The organism is Streptomyces sp. NPDC111744, from assembly GCF_055634995.1.
Genome location: NZ_JBVKCG010000012.1, coordinates 18960 through 36555, shown reverse-complemented (window position 1 = coordinate 36555; position 17596 = coordinate 18960). Strand labels below are relative to the sequence as shown.

Below are 17596 nucleotides of genomic sequence, written 5' to 3'. Positions count from 1 at the left end.
CACAGTCGCCCGTCAGACTGCCCGCCTGTCAGATCTGCCCCGTCAGATCTGCCCGTCCGTCAGAAGTCCCCGCCCTCGAGGAACTCCGTGTCCTCGCCCTCCTCCTCCAGTGCTCGCCGGACGACCCTGAGGGCCATGCCCTCGGGGTATCCCTTGCGGGCGAGCATGCCGGCGAGGCGGCGGAGGCGTTTGTCGCGGTCGAGGCCCCGGGTGGAGCGGAGTTTTCGGGCGACGAGTTCGCGGGCCGTCTCCTCCTCCTGTTCGGAGTCGAGTTGGGCGACGGCCTCGTCGATGAGCGCCGAGTCGACTCCCTTGGTCCGCAGTTCCTGGGCGAGCGCGCGCCGGGCCAGCCCCCGGCCGTGGTGCCGGGACTCCACCCATGCGTCCGCGAACGCGCTGTCGTTGATCAGCCCGACCTCCTCGAACCGCGACAGCACCTCCTCGGCGACGTCGTCCGGGATCTCCCGCTTGCGCAGGGCGTCCGCGAGCTGTTTCCGGGTGCGCGGGTTCCCGGTGAGCAGGCGCAGACAGATCGCCCGCGCCCGCTCGGCCGGGTCCGCCGGAGGCTCCCCCTGCTCGGCCCTCGACAAGGAGGAGGAACCCCCGTCCTCACCTGACGGCTCCCCGGAGCTACGCCGACGGCGCGTCCCGGGCCTCCGCGAGCCACGGCCGGGTGATCCGTGCCCGCGGGGCCCGTCCGGGCCGTCGTGCGTGCCGTTCTCGTACGTGCTGTACGAGTCGGGCGGGCCGTCGTCCTCGTACGAGCCGTCACGCCCGTATGAGCCCTCGCTCCCCCGTGCCGCTCCCCCCTGCCGACGGCGCCGGCGTGCCGCCGGGTGTCCCTCGCCGTCGCCTCCGTACCTGTCGCCGCCGGTGCCGCGGGCCCCGGCACCGTCCCCGGTGGAGCCCGAGTCGTCCCCGGTGCCCCTCCCCCGTGGGGCACCGGGGGACGTGTACTCGTAGTCGGCCCAGTCGGTTCGTCGTGTCACGGTGTCAGCTCTTGGCGGCGGCGGCCTTGGGCTTGGTGACCTTGGCGGCGGCCGGGGCGGGTACCGTCTTCGCCGAGTCGTCCGTGGCCGCGGTGGTGACCGCCGCGTCCGCGCCCGGCTCGGCGGCGGGCTCCTCCGGGCGGACACCGACACCCAGCTTCTCCTTGATCTTCTTCTCGATCTCGTCGGCCAGGTCGGGGTTGTCCTTGAGGAAGTTGCGCGCGTTCTCCTTGCCCTGGCCGAGCTGGTCGCCCTCGTACGTGTACCAGGCACCGGCCTTGCGGACGAAGCCGTTCTCCACGCCCATGTCGATCAGTCCGCCCTCACGGCTGATGCCCTGGCCGTAGAGGATGTCGAACTCGGCCTGCTTGAAGGGGGGCGCGACCTTGTTCTTGACGACCTTGACGCGGGTGCGGTTGCCAACCGCGTCGGTGCCGTCCTTCAGCGTCTCGATGCGGCGGATGTCGAGCCGCACCGAGGCGTAGAACTTCAGCGCCCGGCCACCGGTCGTGGTCTCCGGGGAGCCGAACATCACGCCGATCTTCTCGCGGAGCTGGTTGATGAAGATCGCGGTGGTCTTGGACTGGTTGAGCGCGCTGGTGATCTTCCGCAGCGCCTGGCTCATCAGTCGGGCCTGCAGACCGACGTGGCTGTCGCCCATCTCGCCCTCGATCTCCGCGCGCGGGACGAGCGCGGCGACGGAGTCGATGACGATGAGGTCGAGCGCGCCGGAGCGGACCAGCATGTCGACGATCTCCAGGGCCTGCTCGCCGTTGTCCGGCTGGGACAGGATCAGGTTGTCGATGTCGACGCCGAGCTTCTGCGCGTAATCGGGGTCGAGGGCGTGCTCCGCGTCCACGAACGCGACCTGACCGCCGGCCTTCTGCGCGTTCGCCACCGCGTGCAGGGTCAGGGTCGTCTTACCGGAGGACTCCGGTCCGTAGATCTCCACGACGCGGCCGCGCGGGAGGCCGCCGACGCCGAGGGCCACGTCGAGCGCGGTCGACCCGGTCGAGATGACCTCGATGGGCTCCTTCGTCCGGTCACCCATGCGCATGACCGCGCCCTTGCCGAACTGCCGTTCAATCTGTGCGAGGGCGGCTTCGAGAGCCTTCTCGCGGTCGGTACCTGCCATGGGTTCCACCCGGTTTGCTTGAGTCGATCGCTTCACGCCAAAGACGCTAACGCCTGCCACTGACAATGCGCCCCGACGCCGGTCCGGCCTGTGGACAACTCGGGGACTTCTCCGCCGAAACCATGTCGAACTGCCACTGGAGTCCCCGTCGAGAACCTCGCCGAAGCCCCCATAAGAATGGATGTTCGATTTTTGTGTCAAGCGCACCACTCGGTACTCCCGTACTTCCCCGCACGGCACTCACCCACCGCACACCGACCACCTCCGAGCGGCTTCCGGCCGGTATCCGGGCGCTGTCCAGGCGGTGGCCGAGCACCCCGCCGCGGCGATCCGCACTGTCGGGCGAGGCTTCATCCGATCGCGAGTTTCCCGCATGTCCGCTCCCCTCGTGCCGCGATGCTCGAGGAGGCGGCCGGTGAGCGGCGCCCCTGGGTGCCGTGGGTGGGAGAGCGCATGACACATGAGACGGGACGACGCGGCCTGGACGAGCAGGCCGTGCTGCTGGCGGCGGGCCTGGCCGATCTGGCCGTGAGCACACTCGGCACCGCCGTCGGCACGGTACGGGGGCTGCTGCGCCGCTCGGACGCCGGCGCGCTGGCGGCGGAGGCCGAGCAGGACCTCACCGCACGGGGACGCCTGGTCCTGGACCGGTACGCGACCGTCCCCCCGGCCCATCTGGAGATCCTCGCCCGGCACGCCCTCGCCAGGCGGACCGCCGACGATGACTGACCGGTGGGATCCGGCCGCCTTCAAGATCCGCGTCGACGAGGTGCTGCGCCGGTTCGTCGCCCAGGAGGCCGACCTGTTCGCGGCGATCGATCCGCTTCTGGGCCCGGTGGCCGAGCAGCTGGAGGCGGCGGTCGCGGACGGCAAACGGCTGCGGGCGGCGTTCTGCTACTGGGGCTGGCGTGCGGTGGGGCAGCCGGACAGCGACGCGCTGGTGCGGGCGGCGGCCTCCATGGAGCTGGTACACGCCGCCGCCGTCGTACACGACGACCTCATCGACGACAGCCCGCTGCGGCACGGGCGTCCCACGGCACACATCGCCCTGCGTACCGCCGTACCGGCTCACCCGGGCGCCGACGGCACCGCGCGGTCGCTGGCGATGCTGGTGGGCGATCTGCTGATGTCGCTGGCCGGGCAGCTGTTCGCGACCTGCGGTCTGCCCGCCGCCTATCTCGCCCGGGCCCGCCCCCTGTGGTCGCTGCTGGCCCGGGAGCTGATCGCGGGCGAGTGCCTGGAGATCCTGCGTACCGGGACCGGTCCGGACACCACGGCCTCGCTGAAGGTGATCCGCTACAAGACTGCCAAGTACACCGTCGAGCAGCCCCTGTTGATCGGCGGCGCCCTTGCGGGGGCCGGCGAGCGACTGCGGGAGGGGTACTCCGCGTACGGGCTGCCGCTGGGCGAGGCGTTCCAGCTGCGCGACGACCTGCTCGGCATGTTCGGGGAGCCGGAGCGCACCGGCAAGGCCAACGCCGACGACGTGCGCGGCCACCGGCCCACCGCGCTGCTCGCCGAGACCTGGCGGCTCGCCCGTCACGACGACCGGGAGCGGCTCGGCACCTTGCTCGGCAGGCGCGACCTGGGCGCGGAGGGTCTGGACGCGGTCCGCGAGGTGATGCGCCGGCTCGGGGCGCCGGACCGGATCGAGGACATGATCGGCGCGCGGGTCGCAGAAGCGCTCGACGCCCTCCATGGACTGCACATGCCGGCCCCGGCCGCCGGCGCCCTGACCGCGCTGGCCCACTCGGCGGCGGTCCGCCTGTCCTGACGCCCATCCGGTGGCACGGACGACACCCGCGAAGACACCCGCCAAGACTAGGAGCCCTGCCGTGACCCACACCGAGGCATCGATGGACGCCCTGCGGCACGCCGGTGACGAACTCGCCGACGCCACGGTCGCCGCACTCTTCGAGCGCGGGGAGGTGGGCACGTTCAACACCCTGATGCGCTATGTCTCCACCGCAGGCGCTCCCCTGCCGGACAGGCTGCCCGACGTCGCGCGGGAGTATCTGGAGGCCACCCGGGTCCCGCCGTCCTGGGTGGACTGGGGCGAGATGGAGAAAGCACGGTTGTTCTTCATCGACAACAACGTGCACATCGCGACCGCGCTCTCCTTCGCCTCCATGCCCGCCTGTTATGTCGTCCCGCGCGTGGCGAAGCTGCTGTCGGCCACGCACGGGCTCAGCTATCCCTCGAAGCGCATGGCGGAGACCGGCCAGTTCACCGTCTATCTCATGCAGCCCGACGCCTTCGAGGCCGGCGGCCGCTTCATTCCCGCCGCCCAGAAGGTGCGCCTGCTGCACGCCTCGATCCGGCATCACCTCAAGCGCGAGAACCGCTGGGACACCGAGGCGCTGGGCACGCCGATCTGCCAGGAGGACATGATCGGAGGGCAGATGTTCTTCTCACTGCTGGTCCTCGACAGCCTGCACCGGCTGGGCATCCATCTGTCCCCCGATGGCGCGGAGGCCTACTACTACGCGTGGCGGGTGGTCGGCGCCATGCTCGGCGTCGACCAGGAGGCCGTCCCCAGGACCCTCGACGAGGCACGCCGCTTCCTCGACCTGTACATGATCCGGTACATGGGCCCCTCCGAGGAGGGCAGCCGGCTGACCCGGCAGCTCATCGAGCTCTACGAGGAGGTCGTCCCCGGCACCTTCTTCGACCCGATCGTCCCGGCCCTCGTCCGCCACCTCGTCGGTGACACCTGCGCGGACTGGCTGGACGTGCCGCGCACCCCCTGGGACACCGCCGTCAAGGCCGTACCGCACCTCCTCGGCGTCCTGGAGACCATCGAGGACCGCTCCCCGCTGGGCGCCTGGGCCCTGGGCCGCCTCGGCCATCTCACCACCGTCTTCGAATTGTCCTCCCTCACCCGTGGCCGCGTCATGCACTACGCCATCCCCGAACACCTCAGGAAGGACTACGGCCTCTCGGGCACTGTGCCCCGCACCCGGCGGTGGACCCCGCCGGCCGCCACGGTCTCCTGACGCCCGCCTACTCCCAACGGCGTACGGCGGGTGTCTTCGGCCGGACGACGACCACGCGGACGGCCCCCGGAAGGGTGGTCCCATGCCCTCCCCCCTGGAAAGTGCGCCCTCCCTGGAAAGTCCGCATCCGAATCCACCGGCGAGCCCCCTGCGCGGGATCCGCCCCGCCGAGCGTCTCTGTCATGTGACGGGGATGCTCCTCGTCCTCTCCGGCCTGGTGCATCTGGTGGTGTTCGCGGTGGACGGCGGCCCCTGGTACGGCCCGGTCTCCTGGCGCAAGCCGGTCACGTTCGGGCTCTCCTTCGGGCTGACGCTGATCGCGGTCACCTGGGTCACCTCGTATCTGAGGATCGGGGAGCGGCTGCGGACCGTACTGCTCCTGGTGTTCGCCGCCGACTGTGTGGTGGAGGTCGGCGGGATCACCCTGCAGGCGTGGCGCAGGGTGCCCTCGCACCTCGACATGGAGACGCCGTTCGACACGGCGGTGTCGATGATGCTCGCGGTGGGCGGCGGGGTCCTGGTGGTGCTGCTCACCGTCTTCGCCGTGGTGTCGTTCCGGCGGCGGCCGGCCGGTCCCGTGGGCATGGCGCTCGCCGTGCGCTCCGGGTTCGCGGTCCTGCTCGTGGCGCTGGCCTCGGGGGCCGCGATGATCGCTCGCGGGGTGGTACTCGTCCGCACCGGGCACCAGGAGGCGGCGTACGACTCGACGGCCCCGCTGAAGCCGCTGCACGGGGTCAGTCTGCACGCGGTGCTGGTCCTGCCCGCGCTGGCCTGGCTGCTGTCCCGCACCTCCTGGAGCGAACGGGTCCGGTGGCGAGTCGTGGCCACGGCCGCGGGCTGCTACGCGGCCGCCGTGGCCGTCGCCGGGGTGTGGGCGGTGCTCACCTACTGATCGCGGTGGACGCCACTGGTCGAGGTGAAGGTGACTGATCCCCGCGGCCGTCGCTGACCGCGGCGGCCAGCGCTGACCGCTGCGGCCGTCACTGATCCCGGTCGGCCGTCGCTGATCACGGTCGGCCATCGCTGACCGCGGCGGCCGTCAGGCCGAGCCCTCTTGTGAGTCCTCGGCCGGCCGCTGCCATATCGTCCGCCGTGCGCGCGCGAGCAGCCCCGGGCCGCTCGCGCCGCGTCTGCGGTGCCCGTGCACCCGGGGGTCGTCCGTGACGTCGTACCGCTTCACATAGGCGCCCAGGAACGCCTGGAGCGTGGCGACCGCCGGGATCGCGATCAGCGCGCCGACGGCGCCGAGGAGCGCGGTGCCCGCGATGACCGAGCCGAAGGCGACCGCCGGGTGGATGTCGACGGACTTGGAGGTCAGCTTGGGCTGGAGCATGTAGTTCTCGAACTGCTGGTAGATCACCACGAACACCAGCACCCACACCGCGTACAGGGGGTTGACGGTGAACGCGAGCAGCATCGGCAGCGCGCCCGCGAGATAGGTGCCGATGGTGGGGATGAACTGCGAGACCAGGCCCACCCAGACACCGAGCACAGGCGCGTACGGCACGCCCAGGGCCTCCAGCAGGATGTAGTGGGCGATGCCGGAGATCAGCGCCATCACACCGCGCGAGTACAGATAGCCGCCGGTCTTGTCCACCGCGATCTCCCAGGCACGCAGCACCTCGGCCTGACGGGCGGGCGGCAGGACGGAGCACAGAGTGCGGCGCAGCCGGGGGCCGTCGGCGGCGAAGTAGAAGGCGAACAGCGTGATCGTCAGCAGTTGGAAGAGGCCGCCGAGCACCTGCCCGGAGACATCGAGCACACCGGCCGCGCTGTTCTGCGCGTACTTGCGCAGCCAGTCGGAGTGCAGCAGGCCCTCCTGGACGTCGACCCGCTTCACGTCGGTGTGGAAGGTGTGGTTGACCCAGTTGATGACCGAATCCAGGTAGTTCGGGAAGTCTTCGACGATCTTGATGATCTGGCCGGCCAGCATCGAGCCGAGCAGTGCGACGAATCCCGCGGCGGCGACGGCCAGGCCGAGGAAGACCAGGAAGGTCGCGAACCCCCGGCGCATCCCGCGCGAGGCCATCCAGCTCACCGCCGGCTCGATGGCGAGCGCCAGGAAGAACGCGATGAGGATGTTGATCAGCAGGCCGGTGAGCTGGTGGAAGGCCCAGCTGCCCAGCTGGAAGGCGGCGACGAGGGCGAGCGCCAGCACCATGGCGCGCGGCAGCCAGCGCGGCATGCGGGCGCCCGCCGGCGCGGCGCCGGCGGCCGGGGGTCCGGCGGGCGTGTCGACCGGGGATACGTCCTGGGCGGTCCGCCCGTCGTCGTCAGTGAGTGCCACGGTGCAAGTCTCGCCGACGGCACTGACAACGCGTGGCCCGTGTCCGATCTCTGTGCACGCTCAGCGCTTCTCCCCGGGAACGTTCATGACCCTGCAGACCACGCGCCACACTTCCTTGGCCTCCCAGCCGGCGTCCAGCGCCTGGTGCACCGTGCGTCCGCCGAGCTCCGTCATCACATGATCGCGTGCGAAGGTGTCGGCGTACCCGGAACCGAAGTGCTCCGTCATCCGCTGCCAGAAGACCGTCAACCGCATGACACCAGTATCCCGCCCCTGAGAGTGGGCCCTGCCCGGGACCGCTTGCGGAGACCGCTTTCCGTCCTACGGTCTGACGCATGGCCGAAACCGGAGCTTCCCCACTCCCCCCTACGCCCCCGGCGCACTCCCCGCTCTTCCGCGCCGAACAGTTCATGTGGCTCACCGCGCGCGTGCTGGAGCAGCGCCTCTTCGCCTACCACTTCCTGAGCGGCAGTCCCGATCCGGTGGAGACGGCGCTGAACGCCTACCGCAACGAGGACGGCGGGTACGGCCACGCTCTCGAGCCCGATCTGCGCGGGCCGGTGAGCCAGCCGCTGCACACCGGGCACGCGCTGCGTGTCCTGGACGCCATCGGGCGCTGCGGCGGGCAGCGGGTGGAGCGCGTGTGTCGCTACCTGACGTCCGTCTCCACGGCGGACGGGGCCCTGCCGGCGATCCATCCGAGCCAGCGCGGCTATCCGGCCGCCCCGTTCATCCCGATCACCGATGACCCGCCCAGTGAGCTGCTCGCCACCGGTCCTGTGGTGGGTCTGCTGCACCGCAACGAGGTGTGGCACGCCTGGCTGTTCCGGGCCACCGACTTCTGCTGGGAGGCCGTGGCGTCCCTGGAGAAGTCGCACCCCTACGAGATCGAGGCCGCCGTCGCCTTCCTGGACGCGGCACCCGACCGCGCCCGCGCGGAGGCGGCCGCCGACCGGCTGGGCAGACTGGTGCGCGAGCACCGGCTGGCCGCGCTGGACCCGGAACACCTGGACGCGTACCCGGTGGCGCCCGGGTACGCCCCGGGCGAGCGCCACTTCCCGCACGACTTCGCGAAGTCCCCGCACTCGCTCGCGCGCGCGTGGTTCACCGACGAGGAGATGGCCCGCTCGCTGGACCACCTCGCCGCCGAGCAGCAGGAGGACGGCGGCTGGCCGATCCGGTGGCTCCAGTGGGCGCCGACCACCGCCCTGGAGGGCCGCCCGATGGTGACGATCGAGGCCCTGCGCACGCTCAAGGCGTACGGCCACTTCGTGGGGTGACGCATCTGTCAGCCGCGCTCAGCCGCTCCGAGCCCCGCTCAGCCGCCCATGGCCCGTACCCCCGCCGTCACCAGCACGGCCGCGCCGACGACGACAAGGAAGGGCGCGCGCAGCACCAGTGCCACGGCGGCCGCCCCGAGCCCCGCGGCGCGGGCGTCCAGCACCAGCGTGTGCCCGTCGGCGAACGTCTGCTGGGCCGTGAGGGCGGCGAGAAGCGCGACCGGCAGCAGGGCGGCCAGCCGCCGCACCACCGGCCGCTCCAGGACGCCCGCGGGCACGAGCAGTCCGGCGAGCTTGACGGCGTAGCAGCCGAGGACGGTCGCGGCGATCGCGATCCAGGCGTTCAACGGGTCTCCTCGGGGGCGTCGTCGCGGGTACGGCCGGACCGGCGGCCGGAGACGTACAGGGCAGCCGGCGCCGCCAGCGCGGCTGCCAGGACCGGCACCCCGGCGGGCAGCACGGGCAGCAGGCCGAGCCCCAGCAGCACCGCGAGAGCGGCGACCGCGCGGTCGGTCGTGGTCTTCAGCATGGGGGCGAGCAGCGCCAGGAAGACGGCGGGCCCGGCCGCGTCCAGGCCCCACGCGTCGGTGTCGCCGACGGCCTTGGCGCCGAGCGCGCCGAGCAGGGTGGTGAGGTTCCACAGCACGTACAGGCTGAGCCCGGTGACGGTGAAGCCGATCCGCGCGGCGCGCCGCGTCGGCTGGGCGAGGGTCACGGCGGTGGTCTCGTCGATCACCCACTGGGCGGCCAGCGGCCGCACCGCGCGCGGGAGGGCCAGCACCTGCGACATACGCAGCCCGTAGAACGCGTTGCGCACCCCCAGGAAGAAGGCGCCGGCGGCCGCGGTGAGCGGGTTGCCGCCGGCCGCGAGCGCCCCGACCAGGGCGAACTGGGAGGCGCCGGTGAACACCAGGAGGCTGAGTGCGCAGGTCTGGAGCAGGCCGAGCCCGCTGCCGGCCGAGGTCACCCCGAAGGCGAACCCGGAGAGTCCCACGGCGACGCCGACCCCGAGGGCGTCGCGGACGACGGCGGAGTCAGGTTTCGGCTCGCCTTCGCCGCGTATGTCTGCGAGTGCTGTCTGCTGTGCCACGCCCAGGACGCTACGTGCGGCCGTCCCGCGCGTCTTGTACGTTCTTGCGCCCGCTCGGGCGCGCTCCGGGACGGCGCTCGCGCTGGTAGGCGCCGGGTGGGACGCCGACGTTCCGGGCGAAGTGCCGGTTGAGGTGCGGCTGGTCGGTGAAACCGACGGCGACGGCCGCCTCGGCGGGTGCCGTGCCCGCGTCCAGCAGCAGCCGGGCGCGGCGCACCCGGGCGTCGGTCAGCCATGTGTGCGGGGGCATGCCGTAGGCGTCGCGGAAGGCCCGCAACAGCGCGAAGGGGCTGGTCCCGAGGTCGGTGGCGAGCCGCTCCAGGGTCGGTGGCTCGGCCATCCGCTCCTCCAGCACGGCACGCGCGCGTACGGCGAGCCGGGCGCCGGCGGTGCGGACCTGCCGCTGTGGCAGCGGGCCGCCGTTCAACCGGAGCAGCCGGGTCACCGCCACCCGCAGCAGGGTGTCGGCGGCGAGCGCGTTGCCCTCGTCGGCGGCGCGCAGCACCCGGTGCACCAGGGCGACGGAGTACGGATCGTCGAGCATCGGGCTGACGAAGCCGGGGGTCCCCCGGATCGCGGTGGTCTCCGCGGCGATCGCCGCCACCAGTTCGGGGGACGGGTAAACGGCCCCGTACCACCAGCCCTCGGGGACTCCGGCCCGGCCGGTGTGTGCGGTTTCGGGGTTGACGAGCGCGAGCGCGCCGGCGCCGACGGTCACGTCCGAGCCCCGGTGCCGGAAGACCTCGACCCCGTCCGCGATTCCGGCGATCACGAAGTGCTCGTGGGTGTGCCGGACAAACGTCTTCCGGACATACCGGGCACGCAGCAGATCGACATCGGGCAGCGCCTCGTACCGCCAGTGCCGTGCCCGCTCGACCGATCCCGCCATACCGCCATTGTCGGCCAGTCCCGACCACGCCCAACCACCCGCACCCGCCCTCGGCTGCCGGCCGGCCCCGCACATAATCGGCCCGGTCGGCGAGCCGCACCCGGCCAATCGCATTTCCGCAGGTCAGACCGATTGTCAGTGGCCGGGTGCAGGATTGACCCATGGCGAAATCCGCGCATCGAGCCCTCGACGGCTTCTCCCCCGCGACCCGCGGCTGGTTCACGGGGGCGTTTTCCGCGCCCACCGCGGCCCAGGCGGGCGCGTGGCAGGCCATCGGGCAGGGCTCGGACGTGCTGGTGGTCGCCCCGACCGGTTCCGGCAAGACGCTGGCCGCCTTCCTCGCCGCCCTGGACCAGCTGGCCTCGGCCCCGTCCCCGGCCGACCCGAGGAAGCGCTGCCGGGTGCTGTACGTGTCTCCGCTCAAGGCCCTCGCGGTCGACGTCGAGCGGAATCTGCGCAGTCCGCTGACCGGTATCCGCCAGGAGTCCGTCCGCCTCGGCCTGCCCGAGCCGGAGGTCAGGGTCGGCATCCGCTCGGGCGACACCCCGGCCGCCGAGCGCCGCGCCCTGTCCACCCGCCCCCCGGACATCCTGATCACCACGCCGGAGTCCCTGTTCCTGATGCTGACGTCGGCCACGCGCGACGCGCTGACGGGCATCGAGACGGTGATCCTGGACGAGGTGCACGCGGTCGCCGGCACCAAGCGCGGCGCGCATCTCGCGCTCTCCCTGGAGCGGCTGGACGAACTGCTGCCGAGGCCGGCTCGCCGCATCGGCCTGTCGGCGACCGTCCGCCCGGTCGACGAGGTGGCCCGTTACCTCTCGCCGCGCCGCAAGGTGGAGATCGTTCAGCCCAGCTCCGGCAAGGAGTTCGACCTCTCCGTCGTCGTACCCGTGGAGGACATGGGCGAGCTGGGCGGCTCCCCGGCCACCGACGCCAAGGAGGGCGGGGAGCGGCCGTCGATCTGGCCGCATGTGGAGGAGCGGATCGCCGACCTGGTCCAGGCCCACCGCTCGACGATCGTTTTCGCCAACTCGCGCCGACTGGCGGAGCGGCTGTGCAACCGGCTCAACGAGATCGCCTACGAGCGTGTGACCGGCGAGCCGCTCGACGAGCACCACTCCCCCGCCGAGCTGATGGGCGGCTCGGGCGCGGCCCAGGGCGCCCCGCCGGTCATCGCCCGCGCGCACCACGGCTCGGTCTCCAAGGAGCAGCGCGCCCTGGTCGAGGAGGACCTGAAGGCCGGCCGGCTGCCCGCCGTGGTGGCCACCTCCAGCCTCGAACTGGGCATCGACATGGGCGCGGTGGATCTGGTCGTCCAGGTCGAGTCCCCGCCCTCGGTGGCCTCCGGCCTGCAGCGCGTCGGCCGCGCGGGACACCAGGTCGGCGCGGTCTCCACCGGCGTGGTCTTCCCGAAGTACCGGGGCGACCTGGTGCAGGCGGCCGTGGTCACCGAGCGGATGCGCACCGGCTCCATCGAGTCCCTGAGGGTGCCGGCCAACCCCCTCGACGTGCTGGCGCAGCAGCTGGTCGCGATGACCGCGCTGGACACCTGGCAATTCGACGACCTGCTCGCCATGGTCCGCCGCGCGGCTCCTTTCGCCTCGCTCCCGGAGTCGGCGTTCACCGCGGTCCTCGACATGCTCGCGGGCCGCTATCCGTCCGACGCCTTCGCGGAGCTGCGCCCGCGCGTGGTCTGGGATCGGGTCGCGGGGACGATCACCGGCCGCCCTGGCGCCCAGCGCCTCGCCGTCACCTCAGGCGGCACGATCCCCGACCGCGGCCTCTTCGGGGTCTTCCTCGCCGGCGCCGACCCCAAGAAGGGCGGCGGCCGGGTCGGCGAGCTGGACGAGGAGATGGTGTACGAGTCCCGGGTGGGCGATGTCTTCACTCTGGGCACCAGCTCCTGGCGCATCGAGGACATCACCCGCGACCGTGTCCTGGTCTCCCCCGCCCCCGGGGTGCCGGGCCGCCTGCCCTTCTGGAAGGGCGACCAGCTGGGCCGCCCGCTCGAACTGGGCCGCGCGGTGGGCGCGTTCCTGCGCGAGGTCGGCTCGCTCGCCAAGGACGACGCCCGGCTGCGCCTGCTCGCAGCGGGCCTGGACGCGTGGGCGGCGGACAACGTGCTGTCGTACCTCGACGAACAGCGCGAGGCCTGCGGCCATGTCCCCGACGACCGGACGATCGTCGTGGAGCGCTTCCGCGACGAACTGGGCGACTGGCGCGTCGTCGTCCACTCCCCGTTCGGCGCCCAGGTCCACGCCCCCTGGGCGCTCGCCCTCGGCGCCCGCCTGTCCGAGCGGTACGGCATGGACGCCCAGGTCATGCACGCCGACGACGGCATCGTGCTGCGGCTGCCCGACGCCGATCTGATGGGCCTCGACCTCCTGGACCAGGCCCCCACGACGGCCGGTACGGAGTACGACGCCGACCAGGCGCCCGTCGGGGCGGCGGACGTCGCCTTCGACAAGGGCGAGGTCGACCAGATCGTCACCGACCAGGTGGGCGGCTCGGCCCTGTTCGCCGCCCGCTTCCGCGAGTGCGCGGCCCGCGCGCTGCTGCTGCCCCGCCGCAACCCCGGCAAGCGCACCCCGCTGTGGCAGCAGCGTCAGCGCGCCGCCCAACTGCTCCAGGTGGCGAGCGAGTTCGGCTCCTTCCCGATCGTCCTGGAGGCCGTCCGCGAGTGCCTCCAGGACGTTTTCGACGTGCCGGGCCTGGTCGAGCTGATGGGTGACCTGGAGTCTCGGAAGGTCCGGCTGGTCGAGGTCACCACCCCGGAGCCGTCCCCCTTCGCCCGGTCCCTCCTGTTCGGCTATGTCGCCCAGTTCCTGTACGAGGGCGACTCCCCGCTCGCCGAGCGCCGGGCGGCCGCACTCTCCCTGGACTCCCGGCTGTTGGCCGAGCTGCTGGGCCAGGCGGAGCTGCGCGAGCTGCTCGACGCGGACGTGCTGACCGAGCTGGAGCGTGAGCTCCAGTGGCTCACCGAGGACCGTCGGATCAAGGACCCCGAAGGCGTCGCCGACGTACTGCGGCTGCTCGGGCCGCTCACGGACGCCGAGTTGACCGAGCGGGGCGCCGAGCCGCAGTGGGCCAAGGAGCTGGCCGGTGCCCGCCGGGCGATCAAGGTCCGGATCGCCGGTACCGACCACTGGGCGGCGATCGAGGACGCGGGCCGACTGCGCGACGCCCTGGGAACCGCTCTGCCGGTCGGTGTCCCCGAGGCCTTCACCGAGCCGGTGAAGGACCCGCTCGGCGACCTCCTCGCCCGGTACGCCCGCACGCACGGCCCGTTCACGTCGACCATGGCGGCGGCCCGCTTCGGGCTCGGGGTGGCGGTCACGGAGGGCGCGTTGCAGCGGCTCGCCGCGAGCGGCCGGGTGGTGCAGGGCGAGTTCCACCCGGCGGGCATCGGTCAGGAGTGGTGCGACGCGGCCGTGCTGCGCAGGCTGCGCCGCCGTTCCCTGGCCGCGCTCCGGCACGAGCTGGAGCCGGTGGCACCGGCCGCGCTCGCACAGTTCCTGCCGCAGTGGCAGCACATCGGCAAGGGGCACGGGCTGCGCGGCGTCGACGGACTGGTGCGCGCCGTCGAGCAGTTGCAGGGCGCGTCGGTACCGGCGTCGGCCCTGGAGAAGCTGGTCCTGCCGTCCAGGGTGGCCGGCTACACGCCCTCGATGCTTGACGAGCTCACCGCCGCCGGAGAGATCGTGTGGGCCGGCGCGGGCGCCCTGCCGGGCAAGGACGGCTGGGTCTCCCTGTATCTGGCGGACGCGGCCCCCCTGCTCCTGCCACCGCCGCACCCTCTGGAACTGACGGCCCTCCACCAGTCCGTCCTGGACACCCTCTCCGGCGGCTACGGCCTGTTCTTCCGTCAGATCGCCGACCAGGTCCGCGCCACCACCCACCCCGACACCACCGACCCCCAACTGGCCGACGCCATCTGGGACCTGGCCTGGTCCGGCCGGCTCACCAACGACACGCTGGCGCCGATGCGCTCCTTGCTGGGCTCGGGTCGTACGGCTGGTGCCACGGCCCACCGCGCCAAGCGCACCGTCCCACGCGGCCGCTACGGCTCCCTGACGGCCGCCGCCCGCACCGCTTCCCGCACCGGCCCGCCGACTGTCGCCGGCCGCTGGTCCCTGCTCCCGCAGCGCGAGCCGGACACCACCGTGCGCGCCCATGCTCTGGCCCGCACCCTGCTCGACCGGCACGGTGTGGTCACCCGGGGAGCGGTCGCGGCGGAGGGCGTCGAGGGCGGCTTCTCAGCGGTGTACCGCATCCTGGCGGCGTTCGAGGAGAGCGGCCAGGCCCGCCGGGGTTACGTCGTCGAGGGCCTCGGCGCGGCCCAGTTCGCGATGGACGGCGCGGTCGACCGGCTGCGCGCGGTGTCCAACGCCCGCGAGCGCGGCGAGGCAGTACCGGGCACCGCCTTCGTAAACGGCGGCCCTCCCACCCTCGCCGCCTTCGACACCGGGACTCCCCTAGGCCCCATCGACGAAGCCGACTTCCCGGTCCTGGACAGCGACTTCGGCTGGCCCCCCGAGCCCCCCACCGCCCCCGGCGACTACGTCTCCCCCAAGGACCTCGCCCCCGCCGACCCCTTCGCCGCCCCCGGCTACGGCGGCCCCCGAGGCGGCAGCGCCGCGAACCCCTACACCTACGGCAACCACCACACCCGCACCCCCGCCGCCCCCGACCCCAGAGCCGTGGTCCTGGCCGCCGCCGACCCCGCCAACGCCTACGGCGCCGCCCTCGCCTGGCCCGAGCCCCCGACCGATGCCGGGCACAAGCCGGGCCGCAAGGCGGGCTCGCTGGTCGTTCTGGTGGACGGCGAGCTGACCCTCTACATGGAGCGCGGCGGCAAGACCCTGCTGGCCTGGCCCTCCGCCCCGGACACGGACGCCGGCGACGACCCCCGCCTCCGTACGGCCGCCGAAGCGCTCGCGGCCGCCGCCCGCGCCGGCACCCTCGGCACGGTGACGGTGGAGCGCGTCAACGGCGCCGCGGCCCTGACCTCGCCCCTGGGCACCCTTCTGGAAGCAGCGGGCTTCATCGCGACCCCGCGCGGCCTGCGCCTGCGGGCGTGAACCCTCAATGACCACCATGACCACCATGACCACCACCCATGATCACCGCGCCCCCAGCGCGCCGTGTGTGCCCTCGCCACCCCGCCCCGCGGCCGCGCCCCACACCCCCGTGTCACCCTTGACCCATGCCCGAAGGTGACACGGTCTGGCAGGCCGCGAGGCGGCTGCACGACGCGCTCGCGGGCAAGGTGCTGACCCGCAGCGACTTCCGGGTGCCCAAGTACGCCACCGTCGATCTCGCCGGCCGTACCGTCCTCGGCACCGCCCCGCGCGGCAAGCATCTGCTCACCCGTTTCGAGGGCGGCCTGACCCTGCACACGCATCTGCGGATGGAGGGCGCCTGGAAGGTCTACGGCAGTGGCGAACGGTGGAAGGGCGGTCCCGCCCACCAGATCAGGGTCATTCTCGGCGCCGCCGACCGCACGGCCGTCGGCTACCGCCTCCAGGTCCTGGAGTTTCTGCGCACCAGCGAGGAGGAACGCGCCGTGGGCCACCTCGGTCCCGACCTGCTGGGCCCCGACTGGAACCCCGACCGCGCCCTCGCCAACCTCCTCGCCGACCCCGCCCGCCCACTCGGCGAGGCCCTGCTCGACCAGCGCAACCTCGCCGGCATCGGCAACATCTACAAGAGCGAGCTCTGCTTCCTGCTCGGCGCGACCCCCTGGCTCCCGGTCGGCGCGCTCCCCGCCGACCGTGCCGCCAAGCTCCCCGAACTCGCCAAGCGGCTCCTGGAGGCCAACCGCGACCGGCTGGTCCGCCAGACGACGGGCCTGCGCAACCAGGACCTGTTCGTCTACGGCCGCGCACCCCGCCCCTGTCTGCGCTGCCACACCTCGGTTCGCGTGGCCGATCAGGGGGACGGCTCCCGCGAGCGCCCCACCTACTGGTGCCCCGCCTGCCAGGCCGGCCCCGCCCCCACCCCGGGCTCCCACCACACCCCTGGAACCCGCCCCCGTACGACTAATTGACGACCCGTCAGAAGTGCTCGTACCGTCCCCTCATGTCCCTCAAGGCGTACGACCTCACCGGACGCACCGCATTCGTCACCGGGGCCGCCAGCGGTATCGGCCGGGCCTCCGCCGTGCTGCTCGCCGAGGCGGGTGCGACGGTGCACTGTGCCGACCGGAACGCGGAAGGCCTGCACGAGACGGCCACGCTGATCAAGGACAGTGGCGGCGCCGCCCACACCCACACCCTTGACGTCACCGACCGGGCACAACTCGGGCAGGCCGTCCGGTCCTGCGAACGGCTGGACGTCATGGCGGCGATCGCCGGGATCATGCACCGCAGCACGGTGCTGGAGACCCGGGACGAGGACCTCGACCGGGTACTGGACGTCAACTTCAAGGGCGTCCTGCGCGCCTGCCAGGAGGCGGCGCGGCTGATGATCGCCCGCCAGGCCGGGGGCAGCATCATCACCATGGCGTCCGGCGCGATCGACACCGGCGGCCCCGGCCTGCTCTGCTACGGCGCTGCCAAGGCAGCCGTGGTCCAGCTGACCAAGACGCTCGCGGGTGAGGTCGGCCGGCAGGGCATCCGCGTCAACGCGGTCGCCCCGGGCTGGACCCGCACCCCCATGACCGACCGCGACGACGGGGAGGAACAACGCCAGACGGAGGCGTGGATGGCCCGGATGTCGCCCCTGGGCCGGGTCGGTGAGGCGTCGGATGTCGCGCACGCCGTGCTGTATCTGGCGTCCGACGCCTCCTCGTTCACGACGGGCCAGATCCTGCGCCCGAACGGAGGGGTGGCGATGCCCTGGTAGCGCCCTGCGCCCGCCAGGCGGCTCGCCACCGCCCGGGGCCCAGGGCCCCCGCCGCCCGGGCTCTCGGTACGCAGTTCACCG

At 72.7% G+C, this 17596-nt stretch carries 14 protein-coding genes and 1 pseudogene; 8 read left to right on the top strand and 7 right to left on the bottom strand.

Annotated features, from left to right (window positions below; translation table 11 throughout):
* Positions 1-59: 59 nt before the first annotated feature.
* Together recX and recA are read right to left on the bottom strand one after the other, a co-directional pair.
* Positions 60-989, bottom strand: a complete 930-nt coding sequence (gene recX / locus ACZ7OO_RS25360) for a recombination regulator RecX (RefSeq protein ID WP_471507925.1) — start codon at positions 987-989, stop codon at positions 60-62.
* A gap of 4 nt (positions 990-993) precedes the next feature.
* Positions 994-2124, bottom strand: a complete 1131-nt coding sequence (gene recA / locus ACZ7OO_RS25355; RefSeq protein ID WP_471507923.1) for a recombinase RecA — start codon at positions 2122-2124, stop codon at positions 994-996.
* A 453-nt stretch (positions 2125-2577) separates the two neighbouring features.
* Between recA and ACZ7OO_RS25350 the strand changes: the two genes are divergently transcribed.
* The 4 genes from ACZ7OO_RS25350 to ACZ7OO_RS25335 all read left to right on the top strand — a co-directional run bounded on the left by ACZ7OO_RS25350 (position 2578) and on the right by ACZ7OO_RS25335 (position 6012).
* Entirely contained in the window at positions 2578-2853 is a 276-nt protein-coding gene (locus ACZ7OO_RS25350; protein WP_471507921.1) for a polyprenyl synthetase, read from the top strand.
* The gene (locus tag ACZ7OO_RS25345) at positions 2846-3898 is read left to right on the top strand and encodes a polyprenyl synthetase family protein (protein WP_471507919.1); all 1053 of its coding nucleotides are present in this window, start codon (positions 2846-2848) and stop codon (positions 3896-3898) included. The genes ACZ7OO_RS25350 and ACZ7OO_RS25345 overlap by 8 nt, the downstream gene beginning before the upstream one ends.
* Positions 3899-3959: 61 nt before the next feature.
* Entirely contained in the window at positions 3960-5120 is a 1161-nt protein-coding gene (locus tag ACZ7OO_RS25340) for an oxygenase MpaB family protein (protein ID WP_471507917.1), read from the top strand.
* A gap of 193 nt (positions 5121-5313) precedes the next feature.
* Complete coding sequence (locus ACZ7OO_RS25335) at positions 5314-6012, top strand: hypothetical protein (RefSeq protein WP_471508270.1); 699 nt, start codon at positions 5314-5316, stop codon at positions 6010-6012.
* Positions 6013-6159: 147 nt separating this feature from the next.
* Here the strand turns inward: ACZ7OO_RS25335 and ACZ7OO_RS25330 are convergent, their stop codons facing one another.
* Positions 6160-7407 carry an AI-2E family transporter gene (locus tag ACZ7OO_RS25330; protein ID WP_471507915.1) on the bottom strand — a complete coding sequence of 416 codons (1248 nt, stop codon included), beginning with the start codon at positions 7405-7407 and terminating at the stop codon, positions 6160-6162.
* A 60-nt stretch (positions 7408-7467) separates the two neighbouring features.
* Positions 7468-7662 (bottom strand): DUF3046 domain-containing protein, encoded by a 195-nt coding sequence (locus ACZ7OO_RS25325; protein ID WP_471507914.1) that lies wholly within the window; start codon positions 7660-7662, stop codon positions 7468-7470.
* Between the two features lie 80 nt (positions 7663-7742).
* Here ACZ7OO_RS25325 and ACZ7OO_RS25320 point away from each other — a divergent pair, with 80 nt between their 5' ends.
* The gene (locus ACZ7OO_RS25320; RefSeq protein WP_471507912.1) at positions 7743-8687 is read left to right on the top strand and encodes a hypothetical protein; all 945 of its coding nucleotides are present in this window, start codon (positions 7743-7745) and stop codon (positions 8685-8687) included.
* A gap of 38 nt (positions 8688-8725) precedes the next feature.
* Here ACZ7OO_RS25320 and ACZ7OO_RS25315 read toward each other — a convergent pair whose 3' ends face one another.
* From ACZ7OO_RS25315 to ACZ7OO_RS25305, 3 genes and pseudogenes are all read right to left on the bottom strand, one after another.
* Entirely contained in the window at positions 8726-9034 is a 309-nt protein-coding gene (locus tag ACZ7OO_RS25315) for an AzlD domain-containing protein (protein WP_471507910.1), read from the bottom strand.
* Positions 9031-9777, bottom strand: a complete 747-nt coding sequence (locus ACZ7OO_RS25310; RefSeq protein WP_471507908.1) for an AzlC family ABC transporter permease — start codon at positions 9775-9777, stop codon at positions 9031-9033. Before ACZ7OO_RS25310 ends, ACZ7OO_RS25315 begins: the two co-directional genes overlap by 4 nt.
* A 28-nt stretch (positions 9778-9805) precedes the next feature.
* Positions 9806-10666 (bottom strand): annotated as a pseudogene (locus ACZ7OO_RS25305) (AraC family transcriptional regulator); the annotation flags it as partial.
* A gap of 161 nt (positions 10667-10827) precedes the next feature.
* Between ACZ7OO_RS25305 and ACZ7OO_RS25300 the strand changes: the two are divergent.
* The 3 genes from ACZ7OO_RS25300 to ACZ7OO_RS25290 all read left to right on the top strand — a co-directional run bounded on the left by ACZ7OO_RS25300 (position 10828) and on the right by ACZ7OO_RS25290 (position 17515).
* On the top strand, positions 10828-15750 hold the full coding sequence (locus ACZ7OO_RS25300; RefSeq protein ID WP_471507906.1) for an ATP-dependent helicase: 4923 nt from the start codon (positions 10828-10830) through the stop codon (positions 15748-15750).
* Positions 15751-15875: 125 nt separating this feature from the next.
* Entirely contained in the window at positions 15876-16718 is an 843-nt protein-coding gene (locus ACZ7OO_RS25295) for an Fpg/Nei family DNA glycosylase (protein ID WP_471507904.1), read from the top strand.
* Between the two features lie 32 nt (positions 16719-16750).
* On the top strand, positions 16751-17515 hold the full coding sequence (locus tag ACZ7OO_RS25290) for an SDR family NAD(P)-dependent oxidoreductase (protein ID WP_471507902.1): 765 nt from the start codon (positions 16751-16753) through the stop codon (positions 17513-17515).
* The last annotated feature ends 81 nt before the right edge of the window (positions 17516-17596 follow it).